Below are 22,428 nucleotides of genomic sequence, written 5' to 3' on the forward strand. Positions count from 1 at the left end.
GACCGGGCCCGGCGGCCACCCGCACCGCCGCGTCCGGCCCGCGCCGGCGCGCTCCCCGCCGCCCGGCCGGCCCGGCGGTTCGGGTTCCGGCGTGATCAAGTGCGTGGCGACATTACGCTCCCCGCATGCACCTCACGCTCACCGTCCTCGGCACCGCCTCCCCGCACCCCCGGCCCGGTCGCCCCTGCTCCGGGTACCTGCTGCGTGGCGGCGGCGCGGAGGTGTGGGTGGACGCCGGGCCCGGCACGTTCGCCGAGCTGCAGCGGTACACGGATCCCGCGCGGCTCACGGCGATCTGGATCTCGCACCTGCACGCCGACCACAGCGCCGACCTGCTCGCCGCCGCCTACGCCTTCGCGTTCGGCGGGCTCACCCCGGCCGCACCGATCCCCGTCTACGCCCCGCAGGAGTGCGCGCGGCGGCTCGCGGGCTTCTTCGGCAAACCGGACCTGGACTTCCTGAGTGGCATCCTCGACTTCCGCCCCTTGTTCGACGGCCACACCGTCCAGCACTGGAACCTCCGCCTCACCACGCGCGCCGTCCGCCACGGCATCGAGGCGTACGGCCTGCGCGCAGAGTCCCAGGGGAGCGTCCTGGCGTACTCCGGGGACAGCGGTCCGTGCGCCGCGCTCGTCGAGCTCGCCGCCACCGCCGACGTGTTCCTGTGCGAGGCGGACATCGACGAGCATCGCCAGGGCGAACAGGTCCATCTCACCCCGGAGGACGCGGGCCGCATCGCCCGCGAGGCGCACGTACGGGAACTGCTCGTCACCCACGTCGGCCCCACGCTGGCTCCGGAGACGGCGACCGCCCGGGCCGCGGTGGCCTTCGGCCGGCCCACCGACACCGCTCGGGAGGGCGACACCAGGATCATCTGATCCCGGCCGCACCTCCTCGGGCGGCCTTTGTCAGAAGCATTGACGAAATACGGGGCCGCTCCTACCTTCAACGCGTCGTACTTCATACGTCATATATGAGACGCGATACGTGAGGCGCGCATGACCTCTGTGCCGACACCGACTCCAACACCGACACCGATCCCGATCCCGTCCCGGACGCAGTTCGTGCTGGACGCGATCAAGCACCGCATCCTCACCGGACAGCTGCCCCCGGGTCAGGCCCTGGTCGAGACCGAGCTCGCCGCACAGTTCGGGGTCTCCAAGACCCCGGTGCGCGAGGCACTCAAGACCCTGGCCGGGACCGGACTGGTCGTGATGAGCCAGTACAAGGGCGTCACCGTGCGCAGGGTGGACGCGGACATGGCACGCGAGGTCTACGACGTCCGGCTGCTCCTCGAACCCGAGGCGCTCCGGCGCGCCGTGCGCCGCGGAGCCTCCCTGGACGCCGCCCTCGACGCGCTGACCCGGGCCGACGCGGCCACCGACACCGCCGAACGCTCCCTGGCCAACCGGGAGTTCCACCGCGCCCTCTACCTCCCGTGCGGCAACCCGCTGCTCGGCCGGATGCTCGACGAGGTCCGTGACCAGGCCGCCCTCGTCTCCGCCGTCGCCTGGGCCGCCGAACCGTCCTGGGAGCGGGAGGCCGACGAGCACCGGGAGATCCTGCGGCTCGCCCTGGAGGGCGACGCGGACGGCGCGGCGGACGCGCTGCACGCCCACATCGCGTCGTTCGTCCGGCGGGCGTTCCCGCGGGCCGCCGACGAGTCCCGAACAGAGGAGGGTCATAGGTGAGCGGCGTGGCGTTCGAGACCCAGCGGGCGGCCCTGGCTGAGGTGGTGGCGATCCCGGTGACCCCGTTCGCCGCGGACGGCACCGTCGACCGGGACGTCCACCGGGCCCTGCTGCGCAGGCTCCTCGACAGCGGCGTCACCACCCTCACCCCCAACGGCAACACCGGCGAGTTCTACGCCCTCACCCCCGAGGAACGCCGCCTCGTCACCGAGCTGACCGTCGACGAGGCGGGGGACCGGGGCACCGTCCTCGTGGGCGTCGGCCACGACGTCCCCACCGCCGTAGCCTCCGCCCGCCACGCCCGCGAGCTCGGCGCGCAGCTGGTGATGGTCCACCAGCCCGTCCATCCGTACGTCGCGCAGAGCGGCTGGGTCGACTACCACCGCGCGATCGCCGCGGCCGTCCCCGAACTGGGCGTCGTCCCGTACATCCGCAACGCCCAGCTGCCCGGCGCCCGCCTCGCCGAGCTCGCCGACGCCTGTCCGAACGTCATCGGCGTCAAGTACGCGGTCCCGGACGCCGCCCGCTTCGCCGCCTTCTCCCGGGACGCGGGTCTCGACCGCTTCGTGTGGGTCGCCGGGCTCGCCGAGCCGTACGCCCCCTCGTACTTCTCGGCGGGGGCCACCGGCTTCACCTCCGGGCTCGTGAACGTCGCCCCCGCGGTTTCGCTGAACATGATCGAAGCGCTTCGATCCGGCGACCACCCCGCCGCCATGAGGATCTGGGAGCGGATCCGCCGCTTCGAGGAACTGCGCGCCGCGAACGGCTCCGCCGACAACGTCACCGTCGTCAAGGAGGCCCTCGCCGCCCTCGGCCTGTGCCGCCGCGAGGTCCGCCCGCCCAGCGGGCAACTGCCCGAGGACGCACGTGCGGAGGTCGCCGCCATCGTCGCGGGATGGCCGACATGACGACCGACAGGAAGGCCAGGAAGCAAGGGGCGGAGCTCAGAAGCCACCAGTGGTACGGCACCGACGGACTGCGTTCCTTCAGCCACCGCGCCCGCACCCGCCAGCTCGGCTATCTGCCCGAGGAACACCTGGGCAAGCCGGTCATCGCGATCCTGAACACCTGGTCGGACATCAGCCCCTGCCACGTGCACCTGAGGGACCGGGCCCAGGCCGTCAAACGCGGGGTGTGGCAGGCCGGCGGCTTCCCGCTCGAATTCCCGGTCGCCACGCTCAGCGAGACCTTCCAGAAGCCGACCCCGATGCTCTACCGCAACCTGCTCTCGATGGAGACCGAGGAGCTGCTGCGGTCCTACCCGGTCGACGGCGCCGTCCTGCTCGGCGGTTGCGACAAGTCCACGCCCGCCCTGCTCATGGGGGCCGCGAGCGTCGACCTGCCCACGGTCTTCGTGCCCGCCGGGCCGATGCTGCCGGGCCACTGGCGGGGCGAGGTGCTGGGCTCCGGCACCGACATGTGGAAGTACTGGGACGACAGGCGCGCCGGCCTCATCGGCGACTGCGAGCTGGCCGAGCTGGAGAGCGGCCTGGCCCGCTCGCCCGGCCACTGCATGACCATGGGTACGGCCTCCACGCTCACCGCCGCCGCCGAGGCGCTCGGTGTGACCGTCCCGGGTGCCTCCAGCATCCCGGCCGTGGACTCCGGGCACGAGCGGATGGCCGCCGCGTCGGGCCTGCGCGTCGTCGAACTGGTCCACCGGGACCGCAGGCTGTCCGAGATCCTCACCCGCGAGGCCTTCGAGGACGCGGTCACCACGGTCCTCGGGCTCGGCGGCTCGACCAACGCCGTCATCCATCTGATCGCCATGGCGGGCCGCGCGGGGGTGCGGCTCACCCTCGACGACTTCGACCGCGTCGCCCGCACGGTCCCGGTCCTCGCCAACGTACGCCCCGGCGGACGGACGTACCTGATGGAGGACTTCCACTTCGCGGGCGGACTGCCCGGGTTCCTCTCCCGCATCACCGACCTGCTCCACCTGGACCGGCCGACGGTCTCGTACGACACCCTGCGCGAGCAGCTCGCCGGCGCCCGGGTGCACCACGACGACGTCATCCGGCCCCGCGACAAGCCGGTCGCGAGCGAGGGCGGGGTCGCCGTCCTGCGCGGCAACCTGTGCCCGGACGGCGCGGTCATCAAGCACATCGCCGCCGAGCCGCACCTGCTGCGGCACACCGGTCCGGCGGTCGTCTTCGACGACTACAGGACCATGCAACGCACCATCGACGACCCGGGGTTGAACATCACCGCCGAGAGCGTGCTGGTCCTGCGGGGCGCCGGTCCCCAGGGCGGCCCGGGCATGCCCGAGTACGGCATGCTCCCCATCCCGGACCACCTGCTCAGGCAGGGCGTGCGGGACATGGTGCGGATCTCCGACGCCCGGATGAGCGGCACGAGTTACGGCGCCTGCGTGCTGCACGTGGCGCCCGAGTCGCACGTCGGGGGACCGCTGGCGCTGGTGCGCACCGGGGACTCCATCACCCTGGACGTCCAGGCGCGCACGCTGCGACTCGACGTGGACGACACGGAGCTGGCGCGCAGGCGGGCCGAGTGGACGCCGCCGCCGGCCCGTTACGAACGCGGTTACGGCGCGCTCTACACCGAGCAGATCACCCAGGCCGACACCGGCTGCGACTTCGAGTTCCTGGCACGACCGGGCAAGGTGCCGGACCCGTACGCCGGCTGAACACTCGGCTCGACTCGATATCGATCATGCAAAAGGTCTCGCGCTACCCCGGGTGACGCGCGTAGAAAACCTGTCATGCATAAATCACTTCGCATCGCGGCGGCCACCGCCGCCTGTGTCCTCGCCGGAGGGGCCCTGTACGGCGCCGGCGCGGCAACCGCCGACCAGCGGACGGCGAACTCCACCCACGAGCCCTACAACATCGGGCAGTTGGTGAAGGACATCGACACGTACTACGGCACCACCGCCGACAGCAACGGCGTGTACCAGGCGTCCCCGGACAGCCCGTACGCCAAGGACCTCGCGCGCCTCGACGCCGACGCCAAGCGCTACATCAACCGCGCGGCCCGCAAGGCGCTGCACCGGGGCGAGAAGCCCGCGGTCGTCTTCGACATCGACGACACGCTGCTGCTCAGCCTCGACTACGAGAAGAAGACCAACTACACGTACAACGGCACGACCTGGGCCGAGTACGTGGCCAAGGCCGACCGTCCGGCCGTCTTCGGCAGCCCGGAGCTGGTCCGGTACGCCGAGTCCAAGGGCGTCGAGGTCTTCTACAACTCCGGCCTGAAGGAGTCCCAGCGCTCCGCCGCGGTCGAGAACCTGAAGAAGATCGGTGTCGATGTGAACCTCGACGCCGACCACATGTTCCTCAAGGACGCGGCCAACCCGCCGTCCTACCTGGGCGACTGCGCCACCCCGGGCACCTGGAACTGCACGACCGTGCAGTACAAGGGCGGCACGCGCGAGCACATCGAGGACGACCTCGGGTACGAGATCATCGCCAACTTCGGCGACCAGTACTCGGACCTGGACGGCGGCTACGCCGACCGGACCTACAAGCTGCCGAACCCGACGTACTTCGTGAGCTGACCCTCACGCGTCGATGACGAGGAACGCCCCCACCGGTGGTCACCGGTGGGGGCGTTTGCTCGCCGGTCGAGGGGGGCTCTGACCGGCGCTGCCGGCTGAGGGGGGCTCAGGCCGGCGATACCGGCCGAGGGGGGCTCAGGCCGGTAGATCGGGCTACTGGAAGAGACGCTGAAAGGGGAGGTGAGGTTGTGTCCCCGGGGCGAATCCGTGGTGCGGGTGTTCGAGTCGCTTCACCGGGGTGAGCTGTGCGGGGATCCGGACGACGTAGGGGAAGCCGAACCCGATTCCGTAACACGGAGAAAACCTGAAACCGGTTCAACGGGGGAACAATCCAGCCAGCATCCGCACCCGAACACTCAGGCGACGAGGAGGACGACCATGTCCGAGACGCAGAAGGTGGACGACCGGCCAAGTGCCGCGCCACCCCAGGCAGGCGCCGTAGACCGGTACTTCAAGGTCTCCGAACGGGGATCCAGTTTCGGCCGGGAGATACGCGGCGGCTTCGCCACGTTCTTCACCATGGCCTACATCCTTGTCCTGAATCCGATCATCCTGGGCAGCGCCAAGGACAAGTTCGGCCACTCCCTCGACACCGGCCAACTGGTCACCGCCACCGCCCTGGTGGCCTGTGTGATGACGATCATCATGGGCGTCGGCGGCAACCTCCCGCTCGCCATCGCCGCCGGGCTCGGCCTCAACGCCGTCGTCGCCTTCCAGCTCGCCCCGCTGATGAGCTGGGCCGACGCGATGGGCCTCGTCGTCCTCGAAGGCGCTCTGATCTGCGTCCTGGTCCTCACCGGGCTGCGGGAAGCGATCATGAACGCGATCCCGCAGCAGCTCAAGCAGGCCATCGGCGTCGGCATCGGCCTGTTCATCGCGTTCATCGGATTCGTCGACGCCGGGTTCGTCAGCCGTATCCCGGACGCCGCGCACACCACCGTGCCGGTGCAGTTGGGCGCCGTCGGCCGGCTCACCGGCTGGCCCGTCCTCGTCTTCTGTCTCGGTGTGCTGCTGACCATCGCGCTGGTCGCGCGGAAGGTGAAGGGCGCGATCCTCATCAGCATCGTGACCATGACCGTCGTCGCGATCGTCATCAACGCCGTCGCCGACATCAAGAGCTGGGGCCTGACCACCCCGAAGGTGCCCGACAAGATCGTCGACACCCCGGACTTCGGACTCGTCGGTCACTTCAGCCTGTTCGGCGGCTTCGCCGAGGCCGGGTTCCTCACCGCCGTCCTGCTGGTCTTCACCCTCATCCTGTCGGACTTCTTCGACGCCATGGGCACGATCGTCGGCATCAGCGCGGAGGCCGGGCTGCTCGACGAGAAGGGGCAGGTGCCGGGCATCGGCCGCGTCCTGTTCATCGACGGCGCCGCGGCCGTGGCCGGCGGTGTCGGCTCGGCCTCCTCCAACACCGCGTACATCGAGTCCGCGGCCGGGGTCGGCGAGGGCGCCCGCACCGGATTCGCCAACCTGATCACCGGCGGGCTCTTCGGTCTCGCGCTCTTCCTCACGCCGCTGCTGACCATCGTGCCGCTGCAGGCGGCGGCGCCCGCGCTGATCGCCGTGGGGTTCTTGATGATGACCCACGTCAAGCACATCGACTGGGACAAGTACGAGATCGCGATCCCGGCGTTCCTGACCATCGCCGCGATGCCGTTCACCTACTCGATCACCGACGGCATCGGTGCGGGCTTCGTGGCCTACGTGCTCATCAAGGCGGTGCTGGGGAAGGCCAAGGAGGTCAACTGGCTGTTGTGGGCCGTCTCGGCACTGTTCCTGGTGTACTTCGCGATCGATCCCGTGGAGCAGGTGCTGGGCGTGAAGTGAGGGACGTGACGCCGCGCGGCCGGCGCGGGTTCGCCGTGGCCGGCCGCGCCGCTTCGGGGCGCTACTTCAACGCCGCCCGCATCATCGCCTTGGCCACGGGAGCCGCGAGGCCGTTGCCGCTGACCTCCGAGCGTGCCGCGTCCGACTGTTCCACCATGACCGCCACGGCGACCTCCTTGCCGTTGCTGTCGGACTTTCCGTAGGAGGTGAACCAGGCGTACGGGGTCTTGCTGTTGTTCTCGCCGTGCTGGGCCGTGCCCGTCTTGCCGCCCACGGTCGCACCGTCGATCAACGCGTTCGTGCCCGTGCCGTCCTTGACGACCGTCTCCATCGCCGACCGCAACTGTTCGGCGGTGGAGGAGCTCACGATCTCCTCGCTGTCCGCGTCGTCGTCGTAGTTCTTCAGCACATCGCCGCCGCTGTCGGTGATCCGCGACACCATGTGCGGCGAGACCAGCTTGCCGCCGTTGGCTATGGCCGCCGACACCATGGCCATCTGCAGGGGGGTCGCCGTGACGTCGAACTGGCCGATGCCGGACAGGGCCGTCTGCGACTTGTCCATCTTCGACGGGTAGACGCTGGCGTAGGCCCGGACCGGGACGTCCCGTTCGTCGTCGTTGAAGCCGAACTTCTCGGCCATCGCCCTCACCTTGTCCTGGCCCAGGTCGACGGCCAGCTTGCCGAAGACGTTGTTGCAGGAGTACCGCAGGGCGTCCCGGAGCGGAGCGTTCTTACAGGGCGCCGACTTGTTCTCGTTGGCGAGGACCCGGGTGGTGCCGGGCAGGGTGTACGGGTCGGGGCTGTCGGTGGGCTCGTCCACGTTCTTGTACAGCCCCTCCTCCAGCGCGGCCGCCGCCACGACCAGCTTGAACGTCGAGCCCGGCGGCAGCGGCTGGCGCAGCGCGCGGTTGGTCAGCGGCTTGTCCTTGTCGGCGTTGAGGCTCTTCCAGGCCTTCCCGGCGGTGTTGGCGTCGGTGAGGGCGGCCGGGTCGTACGACGGGGTCGACACCGCCGCGAGGATCTTCCCGGTCCGCGGGTCGATCGCGACGGCCCCGCCCTTCGTGCTGCCCAGCGCCCGGTACGCCGCCTTCTGCACGTCCGGGTCGATGGTCGTGACCACGTCGCCCGGCTCTGCACGCTTGGCGGTGAGGGTGTCCATGACGGTCTTGAGCCGGGTGTCCGTGCCGTTGAGCAGGTCCTGGTAGATGCCCTCCAGCTGGGTCGGCGCGTAGGCCTGCGAGGCGTAGCCCGTCACCGCGGCGTACAACTCGCCGTTCTTGTACGTCCGCTTGTACGCGAGGTCACCGCCCTTGGTGCGGGTCGAGCCGGTGATGGAGTCGCCGGCCACGATGATGTTCCCGAGCGGGTCCGCGTACGTCTTGATCGCGTTGCGCCGGTTGTTCTTGTCGTCCGCGAGGGCCTTGCCGTCGTAGAACTGCACCCATGTCGCCCTGACCACCAGCGCGAGCACGAGCAGCAGCGTGAAGACGGACGCCCGCCTGATCGTCTTGTTCATCCCAGACAGAAGACGACCGGGAGGGGGGACTCGTTCCCGTACGTCCGTTTTTCTCATCGCGCGTTCATGAAGCCCGCCTCGTACGCGGCGATCACCGCCTGGGTGCGGTCCCGGGTGCCGGTCTTGGCGAGGACCGCCGCGACGTGCGTCTTCACGGTCGCGGGGCCGACCTCCATGAGCCGGGCGATCTCGGCGTTGGTGAGCCCGGCCGCCAGGTGCCGCAGCACCTCGCTCTCCCGGCCCGTGAGCCGCGCCACCCAGGCGGGAGGCGCGGGTTCCGCGCGGGCGTGTGCGGCGGCCAGCGCCCGCACGGCCGACGGGAACAGCAGGCTGTCGGTGCGCGCCACCAGCCGTACCGCCTGTACGAGCGCGTCGGCGTCGGCCCGCTTGAGCAGGAAGCCACAGGCCCCGGCGCGCAGGGCGTCGTACACGTAGGAGTCGTTCTCGAAGGTGGTCACGACGACGACGCGGGGCGGTGCGGCGAGCGTCGCCAGGATCTGTTCGGTGGCCCGGATGCCGTCGACCTCCGGCATGCGCACATCCATCAGGACCACGTCGGGCCGCAGCTCCCGTGCGACCGACACGGCCTCGGCCCCGGTCGCCGCCTCGCCGACGACCTCCAGGTCCGGCTCGGCGGAGAGGATGGCGCGCAGGGCGGTGCGGACCATGCGCTCGTCGTCGGCGAGGACGACCCGGATCGTCGTGCGGCGGGTCATGCGGCTCCCTTCATCGGCAGTCGTACGTGCAGCCGCCACGTCTGCCCGGCCGGGCCCGCGGTGACCGTGCCGCCCAGCAGGCGCACCCGGTCCGCGATGCCGCGCAGGCCGTGGCCGCCGCCGGGGCGGGAGGGGCGGGGGGCGCCCAGCGGATTCTCGACGGTGATCGCCAGCTGCTCGTCGGCGACCTCTATCCGTAAGGCGGCCTCGACCCGTCCGCCCGCGTGCTTGAGCACGTTGCTCAGTCCCTCCTGCACGATGCGGTAGGCCTCGCGGTTCAGCGGCCCCGGCAGCGCGGCCGGATCGGCGGTGACGGTCGCCGTGACGCACTGCCCGCCCGCCCGGGTGCGCCGCAGCAGCCCGTCGAGGTCGGCCGCGAGCGTCGGCGCGGGTGCGGTGCCGGGGGCGTCGCCGTCCCGCAGCACACCGAGCACCGCGTCGAGTTCGCCGACCGTGCGCCGGGTGGTGTCCTCGATCGCCGCGAGGGCCTCGCGGACGAACTCCGGGTCGGTGTCCAGGACCCGGCGCGCCGCGCTCGCCTGGAGGGTCACGGCGCTCAGCGCGTGTCCGACGGAGTCGTGCAACTCGCGGGCGAGCCGGTTGCGTACGGCGAGGTCGGCCGCGCGCGCCTCGGCCGCCGCCAGCCGGTCCTCCGGGGTGGGTCCGAGCAGCGCGGGCGCCCAGCGGGCGAGCAACGCGCCGGCCCCCGCCGCGCACCCGGCGAGCGCGAGCAGGACGGCGCCCCCGGCGACCGGCGCGAGTGCCAGCACCCAGGTGTGGTCGAAGACCGCGGGCAGTGCGAGCCGTGTGTCGCGCAGCCACGAGAAGAGCGGCAGCACGATCAGCACCACCGCGAACGGCGGCACGGCCAGGGACATCCCCGAGATGATCCCGCCGAATCCCAGGTGCAGCGTGAACCAGGCCGCCGTCCGCCCGCGCGCGGCCCGGGTCCGGGCGGGGCCGTGGGCCAGCGCGTCCGGGGGCACGCCGCACAGGGCGCGGGCGGCTCCCGTCTCCAGGGGGCGGGTCAGCGGGAACAGGGAGGTGACCGCGGCGATCGGCAACCCCACGGCGAAGGAGCCGAGTTGGACGGGCAAGTCGCCCCAGAAGCGGTCCGAGCCGAGGATGGGCCCGACGATCACCTCGCCGACGAACACGTACGGCATGGCGAGCGCGCCGCCCAGGATCAGATGGATCCAGCGGCGGCGCGCGGTGCGGCCGACCAGCGGCCGGACGAACGTCCTCACGTGGACGGCTGCTTCGCGGTCCTCGCGGACGCCGACCGCTCGGCGAGGAAGTGGACGCCGAGGGCCGCCACGAGCATGCCGGTGATCATCTGGCCAGCGTAGGTGAGGTTCATCAGCTGTGTCGTACGGTCGCCGAGATCGTCGGTCTGGGTCAGCGTGGCCAGCGACAGCCAGGCGCTCCAGCAGGCCTGGGCACCCGAGCCGACCCAGACCAGGGCGAGCGGCAGTTTGACCGGCAGGGTGCCGCTGCGCCGGAAGGCGAGCAGGCAGGCGCCGCCGACGGCGGCGAGGAGGAAGACGACGTCCAGTGCCTCAAGGGCGTAGAAGTCGCCGCCGCGGTCCGCGACGCGCTTCGCGCTGAGCCCGGAGGTACCGCCGAAGGCCCAGAAGAGGTGGGCGACGATCGGGAACAGCGCGATGACGGCGGCGGCCACGGCGCACGCCCGCTGCGCCGCGCCGATGGTGCCGGCCGGCAACTCCCGCACCCGGCCCTGCCACAGATGGCTCCACCGGTCCCGGGCGTACAGCACGAAGAGCGCGCCGAGCGCCAGCCCCTGGACGATGAATCCGGTGTACACCACCCCGAACACCCAGGCGTCGAGGAACTTCTCGTGCCCGCCGTCGCCGCCCGACCTGCCGCCGCTGCCGCCCAGCGCCCTGATGAGGAGCTGGAGCGGGAACCCGGCCATGATGGGCGCGAGCAGCCCGGTGGCGACCCACACCGGGAAGGCCAGGAGCCACGCGGGCACCCGGCGGCCCCACGGCCGGGTCAGCACCAGCGCGAGGACGATCACGGCCCCGTCCATCAGCACGGTGAGGCCGTTGGTCACGACCATCTCGGTCCGGTGCTTCAGCAGGAAGCTGCCGTCCGGTATCCCGATCCGGCTGCCGGCGATCCAGGCGATCTTGAGCCCGAGGTAGGGCAGACAGGAGCCGATGGCGACGAACCGCAGCAGCCGGCTGCGTGGTTCGAGGACCTCGCGGGCGGGGGCGGCGAAGGCGCCGTCCCGCGGGAGGGAGGCCAGGGGCTTGGGTGAGAGCGACCGCGTCATGCGTCCACGCTCCCGCGCGGACCGCCACCGCCACCTCCTGCGCCACGACGATCCGCCTCCGCCGCGCGGGGGAGGGGCCTCACCCCCGCGGCGCGGGGCCGAGCGCGGCCTGCGGGGTCAGAGCCGCCGGGTCGCCAGCGTCAGCCGGTCCCGCGCGTCGAACAGCGCGTCCTTGATCAGCTGCTCGTGGGCGGGGGTCAGCCGGGCCACCGGGACCGAGCAGCTGATCGCGTCGCGCGCCGGGGTGCGGTACGGGATGGCGACGCCGAAGCAGCGCAGGCCGAGCGTGTTCTCCTCGCGGTCCACGGCGATGCCCTGCTCGCGGACCTGGTGGAGCTCCTCGATGAGCTGCTCCCGGTCGGTGATGGTGTGCTCGGTGAGGGCGGGCAGCGTCTGAGGCAGGAGCTTGCGGACCTGCTCGTCGGTGTGGGTGGCGAGCAGCGCCTTGCCGAGGGAGGTGGAGTGGGCGGGCAGCCGGCGGCCGACCCGGGTGAAGGGGCGGAGGTAGTGCTGCGACTGGCGGGTGGCCAGGTAGACGACGTTCGTGCCGTCCAGACGGGCCAGGTGGATGGTCTCCGTGGTGTCGTCGGAGAGCCGGTCCAGCGTCGGGCGGGCGGCCGCGACGACCTCGTCGCCGTCGATGTAGGAGGTGCCGACCAGCAGCGCCCGCACCCCGATGCCGTACCGCGTGCCCGTCGCGTCCGTCTCGACCCAGCCGAGCTCCACCAGCGTGCGCAGCAGCATGTAGAGGCTGGACTTGGGATAGCCGACCGCCTCCTGGACCGCCGCCAGCGAGTGCATGCCGGGCCGGCCCGCGAAGTATTCGAGCAATTCAACGGTCCGCACCGCGGACTTGACCTGTGCCCCGCCGCCTGTCTCGCCTGCCGACATCGCCCTGACCCCTTCGTTGGACGAGAACCTGGAGATATAGTCTCCGACAGCGTATTCATCATCAGAGACAGCGTTCAGTATATCGAACGCTGCTGGTGGATGACCTAGATACTGCGGCATTGCAGCGGCGATGCGATACAGGTGGAGGGACCCGCGTGGCAGCAGCACCAGTCTGGAGTGTCGACCCGCGTACCGGGAAGCAGCGTGAACAGGTTGCTGTGGAGGCCACCGTCGAGGAGGTGGACACCGCCGTCCGGGCCGCCCACGCGGCACGCGCCTCGCTCGCCGACCGCGCGGTCCGCTCGGCCTTCCTGCGCTCCGCCGCCGCGGGCCTGGACGCGGCCAAGGACCAGCTGGTCGAGGCCGCCGACGCCGAGACCGCCCTCGGCCCGGTCCGGCTCACCGGCGAACTCGCCCGCACCACCTACCAGTTGCGCGCCTTCGCGGACCTCGTCGACGAGGGCGCCTTCCTCGACGTCATCATCAACCACCCCGACGCCACCGCGACCCCGCCGATCCCGGACCTGCGCCGGTACAAGGTCCCGCTGGGCGTGGTCGCCGTCTACGCGGCCTCGAACTTCCCCTTCGCCTTCTCCGTCGCCGGCGGCGACACCGCGAGCGCGCTGGGCGCGGGCTGCCCGGTGGTCGTCAAGGCCCACCCCGACCACCCGGCCCTGTCCGAGCTGGTCGCCAAGGTGCTGCGCCGGGCCGCGGCCGAGCACGGCATCCCCGCGGGCGTCGTCGGCCTGGTGCACGGCTTCGAGGCGGGCATCGAGCTCATCCGGCACCCGCAGGTCGCGGCGGCCGGCTTCACCGGTTCCGTACGGGGCGGCCGTGCCCTCTTCGACGCCGCGGCCGCCCGACCCGTCCCGATCCCCTTCCACGGCGAACTGGGCTCCCTGAACCCCGTCCTCGTCACCGAGGCCGCGGCCGCCGAGCGCGCGGAGGCCATCGGCACCGGGCTGGCGGGCTCGATGACCCTGGGCGTCGGCCAGTTCTGCGTGAAGCCCGGCCTGGTGCTCGCCCCGGCCGGCGCGGCGGGCGACCGAATGGTGAAGACCCTCACCGACGCCGTCAGCAACACCGAGGCGGGCGTCCTGCTGGACCACCGGATGCGGGACAACTTCGTCGCCGGGGTCGCCGAGCGTGCCGCACTGGACGGCGTCGAGTCCCCGGTGACGCCCGGCGCGGGCGGCGAGCACACGGTGAGCGCGGGCTTCCTCACGGTGTCGGCCGGCCGGCTCGCGGAGGAAGGGGCGTACGACCTGCTCCTGGAGGAGTGCTTCGGGCCGGTGACGGTCGTCGCGCGCTACGCGGACGAGGGCGAGGCGACCGCCGTCCTGTCCCGGCTGCCCGGCAACCTCACCGCGACCGTCCATCTGTCGGCGGAGGAGTCCGCGGGGGAGGGGCGGGGCGCGGAGATCCTCGCGGAGCTCACCCCGCTCGCCGGGCGCGTGCTCGTCGACAGCTGGCCGACCGGCGTGGCGGTCGCTCCCGCCCAGCACCACGGCGGCCCCTACCCCGCGACGACCTCCACCTCGACGTCCGTGGGCGGTACGGCCGTCGAGCGCTGGCTGCGGCCCGTCGTCTACCAGAACGCCCCCGAGGCACTGCTGCCGAAGGAACTGCGCGACGACAACCCGCTCGGGCTGCCCCGCCGCTTCGACGGCCTTCTCGAACGCTGAACAAACGGGCCCGTAACCGCAGGGGAAGCTGACACACTCGGCCGATGGACGTGGAACTTCCCGAACTCCCCTTCCCCCTGCGCACCTACGGCCCCGACGGCAACTGGTCCTACGAGGGCGGTGTCCTCACCGGCTGGGCCGGCCCCCGGCAGGACCGGTTCGTGCCGCCCACCGGTGAGGCGCTCGACCCGGCCTCGGACGCGCCCCGGCTGCTCGGGGCGCCCGAGGGCGACTTCCAGCTGATCGCCCGGGTCACCGTCGGCTTCGCGGGCGCCTTCGACGCGGGGGCGCTCTACGTCCACGTCGGCGACCGGGCCTGGGCCAAGCTCTGCCTGGAGTACTCCCCGGACGAGCCCACCGTCTGCACGGTGGTCACCCGGGGACACTCCGACGACGCAGGCGCCTTCACGGTGCGGGGCAGTTCCATCTGGCTGCGGATCAGCCGCACGGGCCGCGCCTTCGCCTTCCACGCCTCCCGCGACGGCGCGCACTGGACGTTCGTCCGCCTCTTCACCCTCGGCGAGGAGAAGGAGACCGACGCGGCACTCGTCGGCTTCATGACCCAGTCGCCGATGGGCGAGGGCTGCGTGGTCACCTACGACCACATCGAGTTCAGGGCCGACTGGCCGGACGACCTGCGCGACGGAAGCTGAGGAGGCGGGCCGCGGAACCGGAGGGGGCGCCCCGTCGTCTTCGGCAGCATGATCAGTGAACGTCGGATCAGTGAATCCCGGGTGATCAGGACCGCCCTGGCCGTCGAGGCCGAGGTCATCGCCGAGCTGCACCACCGGGCCCGCTCGACGTACTACCCGGACGGCGTCCCCCAGGGCGACGTGGACTGGGCCGACGCCTGGCGGAGTTCCATCGAGCGGCCGAACGCTCAGGTGCTGTGCGCCGTCGAGCACGGCGCCATCGTCGCCGTCGCCTCCTTCCGCACCCCGGACGGCGCCCCCGCGGAAACGGTCAAGCTGTACCAGTTCCACGTCGCCCCCGACCGCTGGCGCTCCGGCATCGGCACGTCCCTGCACGCGGCTTGCGTGGAGGCCTGGCAGGCGGACGGCAGGCGCTCGGCGGTGCTCGACGTGCACGTGGACAACGCGCGCGCCCAGGCCTTCTACGCCCGCCGGGGCTGGGTGCCGGACCCGGAGAACCCGCCCGCGGAAGGGGACCACCACATCTTCCTGCGCCTGACCGTGCCCGGGGCGACACCCGGGGAATGAAACCGGCTGCTTGAACGTTCACGTACCGGGCGGAGAGAGCCTCCGTGCCCGTACGACCCGGAGAGAGCCGAGAACATGCGCGTCGAAATCTGGAGCGACATCGCCTGCCCCTGGTGCTACGTGGGCAAGGCCCGCTTCGAGAAGGCGCTCGCGGCCTTCCCGCACCGCGACGAGGTAGAGGTGGTGCACCGCTCCTTCGAGCTGGACCCGGGCCGCGCGAAGAACGACGTCCAGCCGGTGCTGGCCATGCTCGCCAAGAAGTACGGCATGAGCGAGGCGCAGGCCCGGGCGGGCGAGGACAACCTGGGCGCGCAGGCCGCCGCCGAGGGCCTCGACTACCGCACCCGCGACCGCGACCACGGCAACACCTTCGACATGCACCGCCTGCTGCACTTCGCCAAGGAGCGGGGCAGGCAGGACGAGCTGATCCAGATCCTGTACCGGGCGAACTTCGCCGAGGAGCGCTCCGTCTTCACCGAGGGCGCGGAGCGGCTGGTGGAGCTGGCCGTCGAGGCCGGCCTGGACGCCGACGCCGCCCGCGAGGTGCTCGCCGACCCGGCCGCGTACGCCGACGAGGTCCGCGCCGACGAGCGCGAGGCCGCCGAGCTCGGCGCGAACGGCGTCCCCTTCTTCGTCCTCGACCGCAAGTACGGCGTCTCCGGCGCCCAGCCCGCCGAGGTCTTCACCCGGGCACTCGACCAGGCGTGGGGCGAGCGCTCCCCGCTGCGGCTCCTCGACCAGGGCGACCAGGGCGACCTGGGGGACGGGGCGGCGTGCGGCCCGGACGGCTGCGCGGTCCCGCAGCACTGAGAAACCGCAGCTCGGAGCGGACGTATAAGCGCTGCTTAGCGGATCCACGTAATAATCCGCAATGGACTACGACTTCTTTCGGCCGCAGAGTGGACCCATGGAGACCACGGAGACGTTCGAGAGCCTCGTCCGCGCCGAGTTCACCCCCAAGGGCACGTACCTGAACACCGCGAGCAACGGCCTGCTGCCCGCCCGCACCGTCACCGCCCTGCACGAGGCGGCGCTGCTGCGGGCCGAGGGCCGGCCGCTCATCCCGCTGTTCGAGGACGTGGAGGCCTGCCGGGCCGCGTTCGCCCGGCTCGCCGGCGTCCCGGTCACCCGGGTGGCCGCGGGCGCCTCGGTCGCCGCGCACACCGGCGTGATCGCCGCCTCGCTGCCCGCGGGCGCCGAAGTCCTCACCGCCGAGGACGACTTCACCTCCGTACTGAACCCGTTCCACATGCGCGGTGACCTGAAGATCCGCACGGTCCCGCTGGACCGGATCGCCGAGTCCGTCCGCCCCGGCACCGCGCTCGTCGCGGTCGGCGCCGCGCAGTCCGCCGACGGGCGGATCGCCGACCTGGCCGCCCTGCGCGACGCCGCCCGGACGCACGGCGCCCGCACCTACGTCGACTTCTCCCAGGCCGCGGGCTGGCTGCCGATGGACGCCGACGCCTACGACTTCAGCGCCGCCGTCTCCTTCAAGTGGCTGCTCGGCCCGCACGGGGCGGCCTTCCTCGTGGTCCCCGAGGACTTCGGCGGGCTGACCCCGGTGCTGGCGGGCTGGGTCGCGGGCGAGGAGCCCTGGGACAGCTGCTACGGCCCCGTCGCCGAACTCGCCCACTCCGCCCGCCGGTTCGACCTCACCCCCGCCCTGTTCACCTACGCCGGCCTGCGCCGCTCCCTCGACCTGATCGAGGAGCTCGGCGTGGCCGCCGTACACGCCCACGACCTGGCCCTCGCCGAACGCTTCCGCGCCGGACTCGCCACCCTCGGCCACGAGGCACTGCCCGCACCCGGCTCCGCGATCGTCTCCGTGCCCGGACTCGGCGGCCGGCAGCCCGAGCTGGGCCGGGCCGGCGTCGAGGTCTCCAACCGCTCGGGCAACCTGCGCGCCTCCTTCCACCTGTTCAACACGCCCGCCGACGTCGACCGCCTGCTGGACGTCCTGTCCGCCTGACCCTCTGGCGCGGCGCGCCGCGGACCGCTAGGAAGGGCACCCGGGGGGTGGTGCCGGTGGACTCCGAGGAGCGGGCACCCGCGGACGCCGACCTGCACGGGCGGCTGGTGTACGGCGACGAGTCCGCGCTGGCCGAGGCGTACACGGCGTACGGCGCACTGGTGCGGCGGGTCGCGGCGCGGGTCACCCGCAGTCCGGCCGCCGCCGAGGACGTGGCGCAGGAGGTCTTCGCCCAGCTGTGGAGCAGACCGTACGCGTTCGACGCGCGCCGCGGCTCGCTGCGCACCTGGCTGTCCCTGCTGGCCCACCGGCGGGCCGTGGACTGGGTGCGCGGCGAGGCCCGGCACCGCAAGGACGTGCGCGCCGACGACTCCGCGCTGCACGCCATCCCCGAGCCCGGTCCCGGCCCCGACGAGACGGTCGTCGACCGCGAACGCGCCCTGCTCCTGCACTCCGCCCTCGCCGAACTCCCACAGCCGCAGCGGGAGGTGGTCCACCTCGCCTACTTCGCGGGCCGCAGCTACCGGCAGGCGGCGGTGGAGCTGGGCATTCCCGAGGGCACGGCCAAGACACGGCTGCGTACCGCCCTGCGCACCTTGGCCGAGACTTTGGCCGACCCGACGGATCCCGTGTGGGAAAGGGGCGCATGATGGCTGGGGAAGGAGGCGCGCGGTGACCACCGATCACGACGGCGTACGCGAGCTGTTGGCGGCCTGGGCCTTCGACGCCCTGTCTCCGGCCGAGCGGGCGGCGGTGCCGCTCCATCTGGCCGAGTGCGCGAGCTGCGCGGCTCAGGCGCGGCGGCTGCGGGAGACGGTACGGCTGCTGGACGGACCGGCATCGCAAGGACCGGCGCCGGACGGCGAGGTCGGGGACTCCGGCAGCAGGAACGTGCTGTCCGCCGCGCTCACCCGGCGCCCCGCCGCACCCCGGGTGGCCGCGCACGCCGCGCCCTACGCCGCCGCCGTCTCCGGTCTGACCGCCCTGCTGCCCGAGGCCGACGGACGCTGGGGCACTCCGGTGGTCCACGACTGGGACGCGCACGCCACCGTCGCCCACCTCCTCGCCGCCGACGAGCACCTGGCCCTGCTGCTGGGCCTGGACGCGCGGGTGCCGCCGTCACGCACCGAGAAACTGGGCTGGGCCCGGGCCTGGGAGCGGCGGACCGCCGACGTGATCGCCCACGAGCACGGCCGGACCCCCGAGGAGACCGTCGCCGCCTGGTCCGCGCAGGCCCGCGAACTGCTCGCGACGCCCGAGGCCCTCGACCGGGCCCGCGATCCCGAACGCGCCGGCCGAGCGGTGACGCTGACCGGCGTCCGCCTGCCGGTCGCCGACCACTTCCTGGTCCGCGCCTTCGAGACCTGGATCCACACCGACGACCTCGGCCGCGCCCTCGGCCTGAACGTTCCGCCCCCGCCCGAGGAGCACCTTCGGCAGCTGGTCCGGCTGGCCGTCCGCATCCTCGGCACGGCCCTCGGACCCAGCGCGCCGCCGGTCCTCCTCACGGTGACCGGCGGCGACGCCTGGGTGCTGGGCTCCGAGTCCGAACCGGTACGGGCCGAACTCACCCTGGACCCGGTCGACTTCTGTCTTCTCGTCGGCGGACGCCAGGCACCCCGCGAGGTGCCGCGCCGGGAGACCGGCGACACGGCGGCGGTGAGCGCCGTACTTCAGCGCGCCGCGTCGCTGGCCTGGCTGTAGCTCACCGCACCGGCGTGAAGTCCCGCGCCCCGATGAACTCCGGCCGCCGTACCGGAGCCGCGAACGGCTCGACCGCGGCGTTCTCCACGCTGTTGAACACGATGAAGACGTTGCTGCGCGGGAACGGCGTGATGTTGTCGCCGGAGCCGTGCATGCAGTTGCAGTCGAACCAGGTCGCCGACCCGGCCCGGCCGGTGAACAGCCGGATGCCGTACTCGCCCGCCATGGCCGTCAGGGCCTCGTCGGAGGGCGTGCCCGCGTCCTGCATCTGCAGCGACTTCTTGTAGTTGTCCTGGGGCGTGGCTCCCGCGCACCCCAGGAACGTGCGGTGCGAGCCCGGCATGATCATGAGCCCGCCGTTGGTGTCGAGGTTCTCGGTCAGCGCGATCGACACGGACACCGTCCGCATGGCCGGCAGACCGTCCTCGGCGTGCCAGGTCTCGAAGTCCGAGTGCCAGTAGAAGCCGCTGGCCCCGAACCCGGGCTTGACGTTGATCCGGGACTGGTGGACGTACACCTCCGAGCCGAGGATCTGCCGGGCCCGCCCGACGACCCGCTCGTCGCGCACCAAATCCGCGAACAGCTCGCTGATCCGGTGCACCTCGAAGACGGACCGGATCTCCTTCGACTTCGGTTCGACGATGGAGCGTTCGTCGGCGCGGATCGCCGGGTCGTCGACGAGCCGCTCCAGCTCCCGCCGGTAGACGGCGACCTCGTCGTCGGTGATCAGCTGGTCGATGGCGAGGAAGCCGTCGCGCTCGTACGCCTGCAGATCGGTGGTCGCGATCGGGCCGGGGGCGTCGGGGGCGCCCCAGACGACCGGGTCCTGGCGCGGGACGGACACCTCGGTGGCGCCGCGGCTGGGATAGCGATCGGTGACGGTCATGGTCCTCACACCTCCTCGGGCTCGGTGAGCAGGGGATACACGCCGTTCTCGTCGTGGTCCTCCCGCCCGGTAACGGGCGGATTGAACACGCAGACGCAGCGGAAGTCCTCCTTGACGCGCAGCGTGTGCCGCTCGTGCCCGTCGAGGAGGTACATGGTCCCGGGAGTGATCGAGTAGGCCTTCCCGGTCTCGTGGTCGGTGAGCTCGGCCTCGCCCTCGACGCAGACGACGGCCTCGACGTGGTTGGCGTACCACATCGACGTCTCTGTCCCTGCGTACAGGACGGTCTCGTGGAGCGAGAAGCCGACCCGCTCCTTGGCGAGGACGATGCGCTTGCTCTCCCAGGTGCCGGACGCCGCCCTCACATGCCGGTCGGTGCCTTCGATCTCCTTGAACGAACGGACGATCACGGTGGTGCACAGCCTCCTTGCTAGATGGTTTCGCGAACGGCGCGGGCGAGGACGCTGAGTCCCTCGTCCAGTTCGTCGGGCGTCACGGTGAGGGCGGGCAGCAGCTTGACGACCTCGCTCTCCGGGCCGGACGTCTCGATGAGCAGCCCGAGCTCGAAGGCGCGCCGCGTGACCCGCTCGGCCCGGGACTTGTCGTGGAACTCCAGGCCCCACACGAGCCCCCGGCCCCGGTACTCCTTCACGTCGGCGAGGTTCTCCTCGGTGAGGGCGATCAGCGACTGCTCGATCTGCTCGCCGCGGGCCCGGGTCTGCTTCTCCATGGCGGAGCCGTCGGTCCAGTACGTCTCCAGGGCCGCGGTGGCGGTGACGAACGCCGGGTTGTTGCCGCGGAAGGTGCCGTTGTGCTCGCCCGGCTCCCAGATGTCCAGCTCGGGCTTGAACAGGCACAGCGACATGGGCAGTCCGTAGCCGCTGATGGACTTCGACACGGTGACGATGTCGGGCACGATCCCGGCCTCCTCGAAGGAGAAGAAGGCTCCGGTGCGTCCGCATCCCATCTGGATGTCGTCGACGATCAGCAGCATGTCCTGCCGCTCGCACAGTTCGGCCAGGGCCCGCAGCCACTGGGGACGCGCGACGTTGATGCCGCCCTCGCCCTGCACGGTCTCCACGATCACGGCGGCCGGCTTGTTGAGCCCGGACCCCTGGTCCTCCAGGAGCCGCTCGAACCACAGGAAGTCGGGGACCTGGCCGTCGAAGTAGTTGTCGAACGGCATGGGCGTACCGTGCACCAGCGGGATCCCGGCCCCGGCCCGCTTGAAGGCGTTGCCGGTCACGGCCAGCGAGCCGAGGGACATCCCGTGGAAGGCGTTGGTGAACGACACGATCGCCTCGCGTCCCTTCACCTTCCGCGCCAGCTTCAGCGCGGACTCCACGGCGTTGGTGCCGGTCGGCCCCGGGAACATGACCTTGTACGGCAGGTCGCGCGGCCGCAGCACCAGGTCCTGGAAGGTCTGCAGGAAGGACCGCTTGGCCGTGGTGGACATGTCGAGGCCGTGGGTGACCCCGTCGCGCATCAGGTAGTCGATCAACGCCCGTTTGAGCACGGGGTTGTTGTGCCCGTAGTTGAGTGAGCCGGCTCCGGCGAAGAAGTCGAGGTACCGGTGGCCGTCCTCGTCGTACATCAGGCTGCCCTGCGCACGGTCGAAGACGGTGGGCCAGCCGCGGCAGTAGCTGCGCACCTCGGACTCGAGGGTCTCGAAGACGCTGAGGTCGGGCTGGGTGATGGTCACGGTGAATCGCTCCTCAGTGCGACGGGTGGGGGGTCAACGGCCCTATCCGGTACAGGACTTCGGGCTCGTGTGGGCCGTCGGGGAACAGGCCCGCGTCGAACAGCACCTCGCGGGTGACGGAGGCGCCGTGCCGGGCGGCGTACGAGGTGAAGAGACGCTCGGAGGTGGTGTTGTCCGGGGTGATGGTCGTCTCGACGGAGGTGATGCCGCACTCGGCGCCGATCCGTGCCGTGAGCCCGTCGAGCAGCGCGGCGGCGATGCCGCGTCCCCGGTGTGCCGCGTCGACCGCGACCTGCCAGACGAGCAGGGTGTGCGGGCGGTCGGGGCGCACGTACCCGGTGACGAAGCCGATGGGCTCCCCGTCCGCCCCGCGCGCCACCGCCGAGGTGCCCGCGAAGTCGCGGCACCACAGCAGATAGCTGTACGAGGAGTTCAGGTCGAGGTTTCCGGAGTCCCTGGCGATACGCCAGAGCGCGGCCCCGTCCGTCACGTCCGGACGGTCGATGAGCAGGTCTGCTTGTGCGGCAGTCATGCGGATTGAATTTAGCGAGGCAAATTCAAAAATGCACGGACGGGGGTGCGGCCGCGCGAGCACCGGGAGGTGAAAAAGGGTGATTTGACCGGCGCAAAGACGGTCAAATCACCCCTCTGTGTGGAGTGCGTCACAGGGTTGAAACCTGGATGAAATTACCCCTGTTTAGCTCCGCAAAAAGCGGGCAGAAGAACTCGGGAAAGCTATCGTCGAAAAAGCATCGCGGAATTGCCTTGAATTCAGCCCCCGGCAACTCCGCCGACGCGC

Annotated in this window: 22 protein-coding genes; 13 read left to right on the plus strand and 9 right to left on the minus strand. The window is 71.6% G+C overall.

From position 1 onward, the window contains the following. Positions 1 to 125: 125 nt before the first annotated feature. From IPZ69_RS37990 to IPZ69_RS38015, 6 genes are all read left to right on the plus strand, one after another. On the plus strand, positions 126 to 878 hold the full coding sequence (locus tag IPZ69_RS37990) for an MBL fold metallo-hydrolase (protein WP_235459273.1): 753 nt from the start codon (positions 126 to 128) through the stop codon (positions 876 to 878). 120 nt (positions 879 to 998) lie between these two features. Then, positions 999 to 1,691 carry a GntR family transcriptional regulator gene (locus IPZ69_RS37995; protein WP_235459274.1) on the plus strand — a complete coding sequence of 231 codons (693 nt, stop codon included), beginning with the start codon at positions 999 to 1,001 and terminating at the stop codon, positions 1,689 to 1,691. Next, complete coding sequence (locus IPZ69_RS38000; protein ID WP_235459275.1) at positions 1,688 to 2,599, plus strand: dihydrodipicolinate synthase family protein; 912 nt, start codon at positions 1,688 to 1,690, stop codon at positions 2,597 to 2,599. Before IPZ69_RS37995 ends, IPZ69_RS38000 begins: the two co-directional genes overlap by 4 nt. Beyond that, entirely contained in the window at positions 2,596 to 4,338 is a 1,743-nt protein-coding gene (gene araD, locus IPZ69_RS38005; RefSeq protein ID WP_235459276.1) for an L-arabinonate dehydratase, read from the plus strand. Before IPZ69_RS38000 ends, araD begins: the two co-directional genes overlap by 4 nt. A gap of 75 nt (positions 4,339 to 4,413) precedes the next feature. Next, entirely contained in the window at positions 4,414 to 5,211 is a 798-nt protein-coding gene (locus IPZ69_RS38010) for an HAD family acid phosphatase (RefSeq protein WP_235459277.1), read from the plus strand. A gap of 378 nt (positions 5,212 to 5,589) precedes the next feature. Further along, the gene (locus IPZ69_RS38015; protein ID WP_235459278.1) at positions 5,590 to 7,041 is read left to right on the plus strand and encodes an NCS2 family permease; all 1,452 of its coding nucleotides are present in this window, start codon (positions 5,590 to 5,592) and stop codon (positions 7,039 to 7,041) included. A gap of 61 nt (positions 7,042 to 7,102) precedes the next feature. On the opposite strand, the gene IPZ69_RS38020 is transcribed toward IPZ69_RS38015, so the two are convergent. The 5 genes from IPZ69_RS38020 to IPZ69_RS38040 all read right to left on the minus strand — a co-directional run bounded on the left by IPZ69_RS38020 (position 7,103) and on the right by IPZ69_RS38040 (position 12,463). Beyond that, entirely contained in the window at positions 7,103 to 8,557 is a 1,455-nt protein-coding gene (locus IPZ69_RS38020; protein ID WP_235459279.1) for a peptidoglycan D,D-transpeptidase FtsI family protein, read from the minus strand. Between the two features lie 53 nt (positions 8,558 to 8,610). After that, positions 8,611 to 9,273 (minus strand): response regulator transcription factor, encoded by a 663-nt coding sequence (locus IPZ69_RS38025; RefSeq protein ID WP_235459280.1) that lies wholly within the window; start codon positions 9,271 to 9,273, stop codon positions 8,611 to 8,613. Continuing rightward, positions 9,270 to 10,520 (minus strand): sensor histidine kinase, encoded by a 1,251-nt coding sequence (locus IPZ69_RS38030; RefSeq protein WP_235459281.1) that lies wholly within the window; start codon positions 10,518 to 10,520, stop codon positions 9,270 to 9,272. Before IPZ69_RS38030 ends, IPZ69_RS38025 begins: the two co-directional genes overlap by 4 nt. Continuing rightward, positions 10,517 to 11,572, minus strand: coding sequence for a hypothetical protein (locus IPZ69_RS38035; protein ID WP_235459282.1), 1,056 nt, complete (start codon positions 11,570 to 11,572; stop codon positions 10,517 to 10,519). Before IPZ69_RS38035 ends, IPZ69_RS38030 begins: the two co-directional genes overlap by 4 nt. 117 nt (positions 11,573 to 11,689) lie before the next feature. After that, positions 11,690 to 12,463 (minus strand): IclR family transcriptional regulator, encoded by a 774-nt coding sequence (locus IPZ69_RS38040; RefSeq protein WP_235459283.1) that lies wholly within the window; start codon positions 12,461 to 12,463, stop codon positions 11,690 to 11,692. Between the two features lie 155 nt (positions 12,464 to 12,618). On the opposite strand from IPZ69_RS38040, the gene IPZ69_RS38045 reads away from it, so the two are divergent. The 7 genes from IPZ69_RS38045 (at position 12,619) to IPZ69_RS38075 (ending at position 19,041) form a co-directional block, all read left to right on the plus strand. Continuing rightward, a complete protein-coding gene (locus IPZ69_RS38045) occupies positions 12,619 to 14,148 on the plus strand; it encodes an aldehyde dehydrogenase (NADP(+)) (protein ID WP_308407583.1) in 1,530 nt (509 codons plus the stop codon). A 44-nt stretch (positions 14,149 to 14,192) separates the two neighbouring features. Further along, complete coding sequence (locus tag IPZ69_RS38050; RefSeq protein WP_235459284.1) at positions 14,193 to 14,801, plus strand: DUF1349 domain-containing protein; 609 nt, start codon at positions 14,193 to 14,195, stop codon at positions 14,799 to 14,801. A 48-nt stretch (positions 14,802 to 14,849) separates the two neighbouring features. Beyond that, positions 14,850 to 15,368: a GNAT family N-acetyltransferase gene (locus IPZ69_RS38055; protein ID WP_235459285.1), complete on the plus strand. Its 519-nt coding sequence runs from the start codon at positions 14,850 to 14,852 to the stop codon at positions 15,366 to 15,368. 75 nt (positions 15,369 to 15,443) lie between these two features. Further along, entirely contained in the window at positions 15,444 to 16,178 is a 735-nt protein-coding gene (locus tag IPZ69_RS38060) for a DsbA family oxidoreductase (RefSeq protein ID WP_235459286.1), read from the plus strand. Positions 16,179 to 16,275: 97 nt separating this feature from the next. Then, a complete protein-coding gene (locus IPZ69_RS38065; protein WP_235459287.1) occupies positions 16,276 to 17,337 on the plus strand; it encodes an aminotransferase class V-fold PLP-dependent enzyme in 1,062 nt (353 codons plus the stop codon). 56 nt (positions 17,338 to 17,393) lie between these two features. Next, positions 17,394 to 17,987 carry an RNA polymerase sigma factor gene (locus IPZ69_RS38070; RefSeq protein ID WP_374295249.1) on the plus strand — a complete coding sequence of 198 codons (594 nt, stop codon included), beginning with the start codon at positions 17,394 to 17,396 and terminating at the stop codon, positions 17,985 to 17,987. 22 nt (positions 17,988 to 18,009) lie between these two features. After that, complete coding sequence (locus IPZ69_RS38075) at positions 18,010 to 19,041, plus strand: maleylpyruvate isomerase family mycothiol-dependent enzyme (RefSeq protein ID WP_235459289.1); 1,032 nt, start codon at positions 18,010 to 18,012, stop codon at positions 19,039 to 19,041. A 1-nt stretch (position 19,042) separates the two neighbouring features. Here the strand turns inward: IPZ69_RS38075 and thpD are convergent, their stop codons facing one another. From thpD to ectA, 4 genes are read right to left on the minus strand one after another with little or no spacing between them, the layout of a single operon-like run. Continuing rightward, positions 19,043 to 19,927, minus strand: a complete 885-nt coding sequence (gene thpD, locus IPZ69_RS38080; RefSeq protein WP_235459290.1) for an ectoine hydroxylase — start codon at positions 19,925 to 19,927, stop codon at positions 19,043 to 19,045. Positions 19,928 to 19,932: 5 nt separating this feature from the next. Beyond that, the gene (locus tag IPZ69_RS38085; protein ID WP_235459291.1) at positions 19,933 to 20,337 is read right to left on the minus strand and encodes an ectoine synthase; all 405 of its coding nucleotides are present in this window, start codon (positions 20,335 to 20,337) and stop codon (positions 19,933 to 19,935) included. Between the two features lie 20 nt (positions 20,338 to 20,357). Next, a complete protein-coding gene (ectB, locus tag IPZ69_RS38090) occupies positions 20,358 to 21,629 on the minus strand; it encodes a diaminobutyrate--2-oxoglutarate transaminase (RefSeq protein ID WP_235459292.1) in 1,272 nt (423 codons plus the stop codon). A 13-nt stretch (positions 21,630 to 21,642) separates the two neighbouring features. Then, positions 21,643 to 22,161: a diaminobutyrate acetyltransferase gene (gene ectA / locus IPZ69_RS38095; RefSeq protein ID WP_235459293.1), complete on the minus strand. Its 519-nt coding sequence runs from the start codon at positions 22,159 to 22,161 to the stop codon at positions 21,643 to 21,645. Positions 22,162 to 22,428 lie beyond the last annotated feature (267 nt).

The sequence above is a fragment of the Streptomyces olivochromogenes genome (assembly GCF_021538895.1).
GTDB classification, from domain to species: domain Bacteria; phylum Actinomycetota; class Actinomycetes; order Streptomycetales; family Streptomycetaceae; genus Streptomyces; species Streptomyces olivochromogenes_A.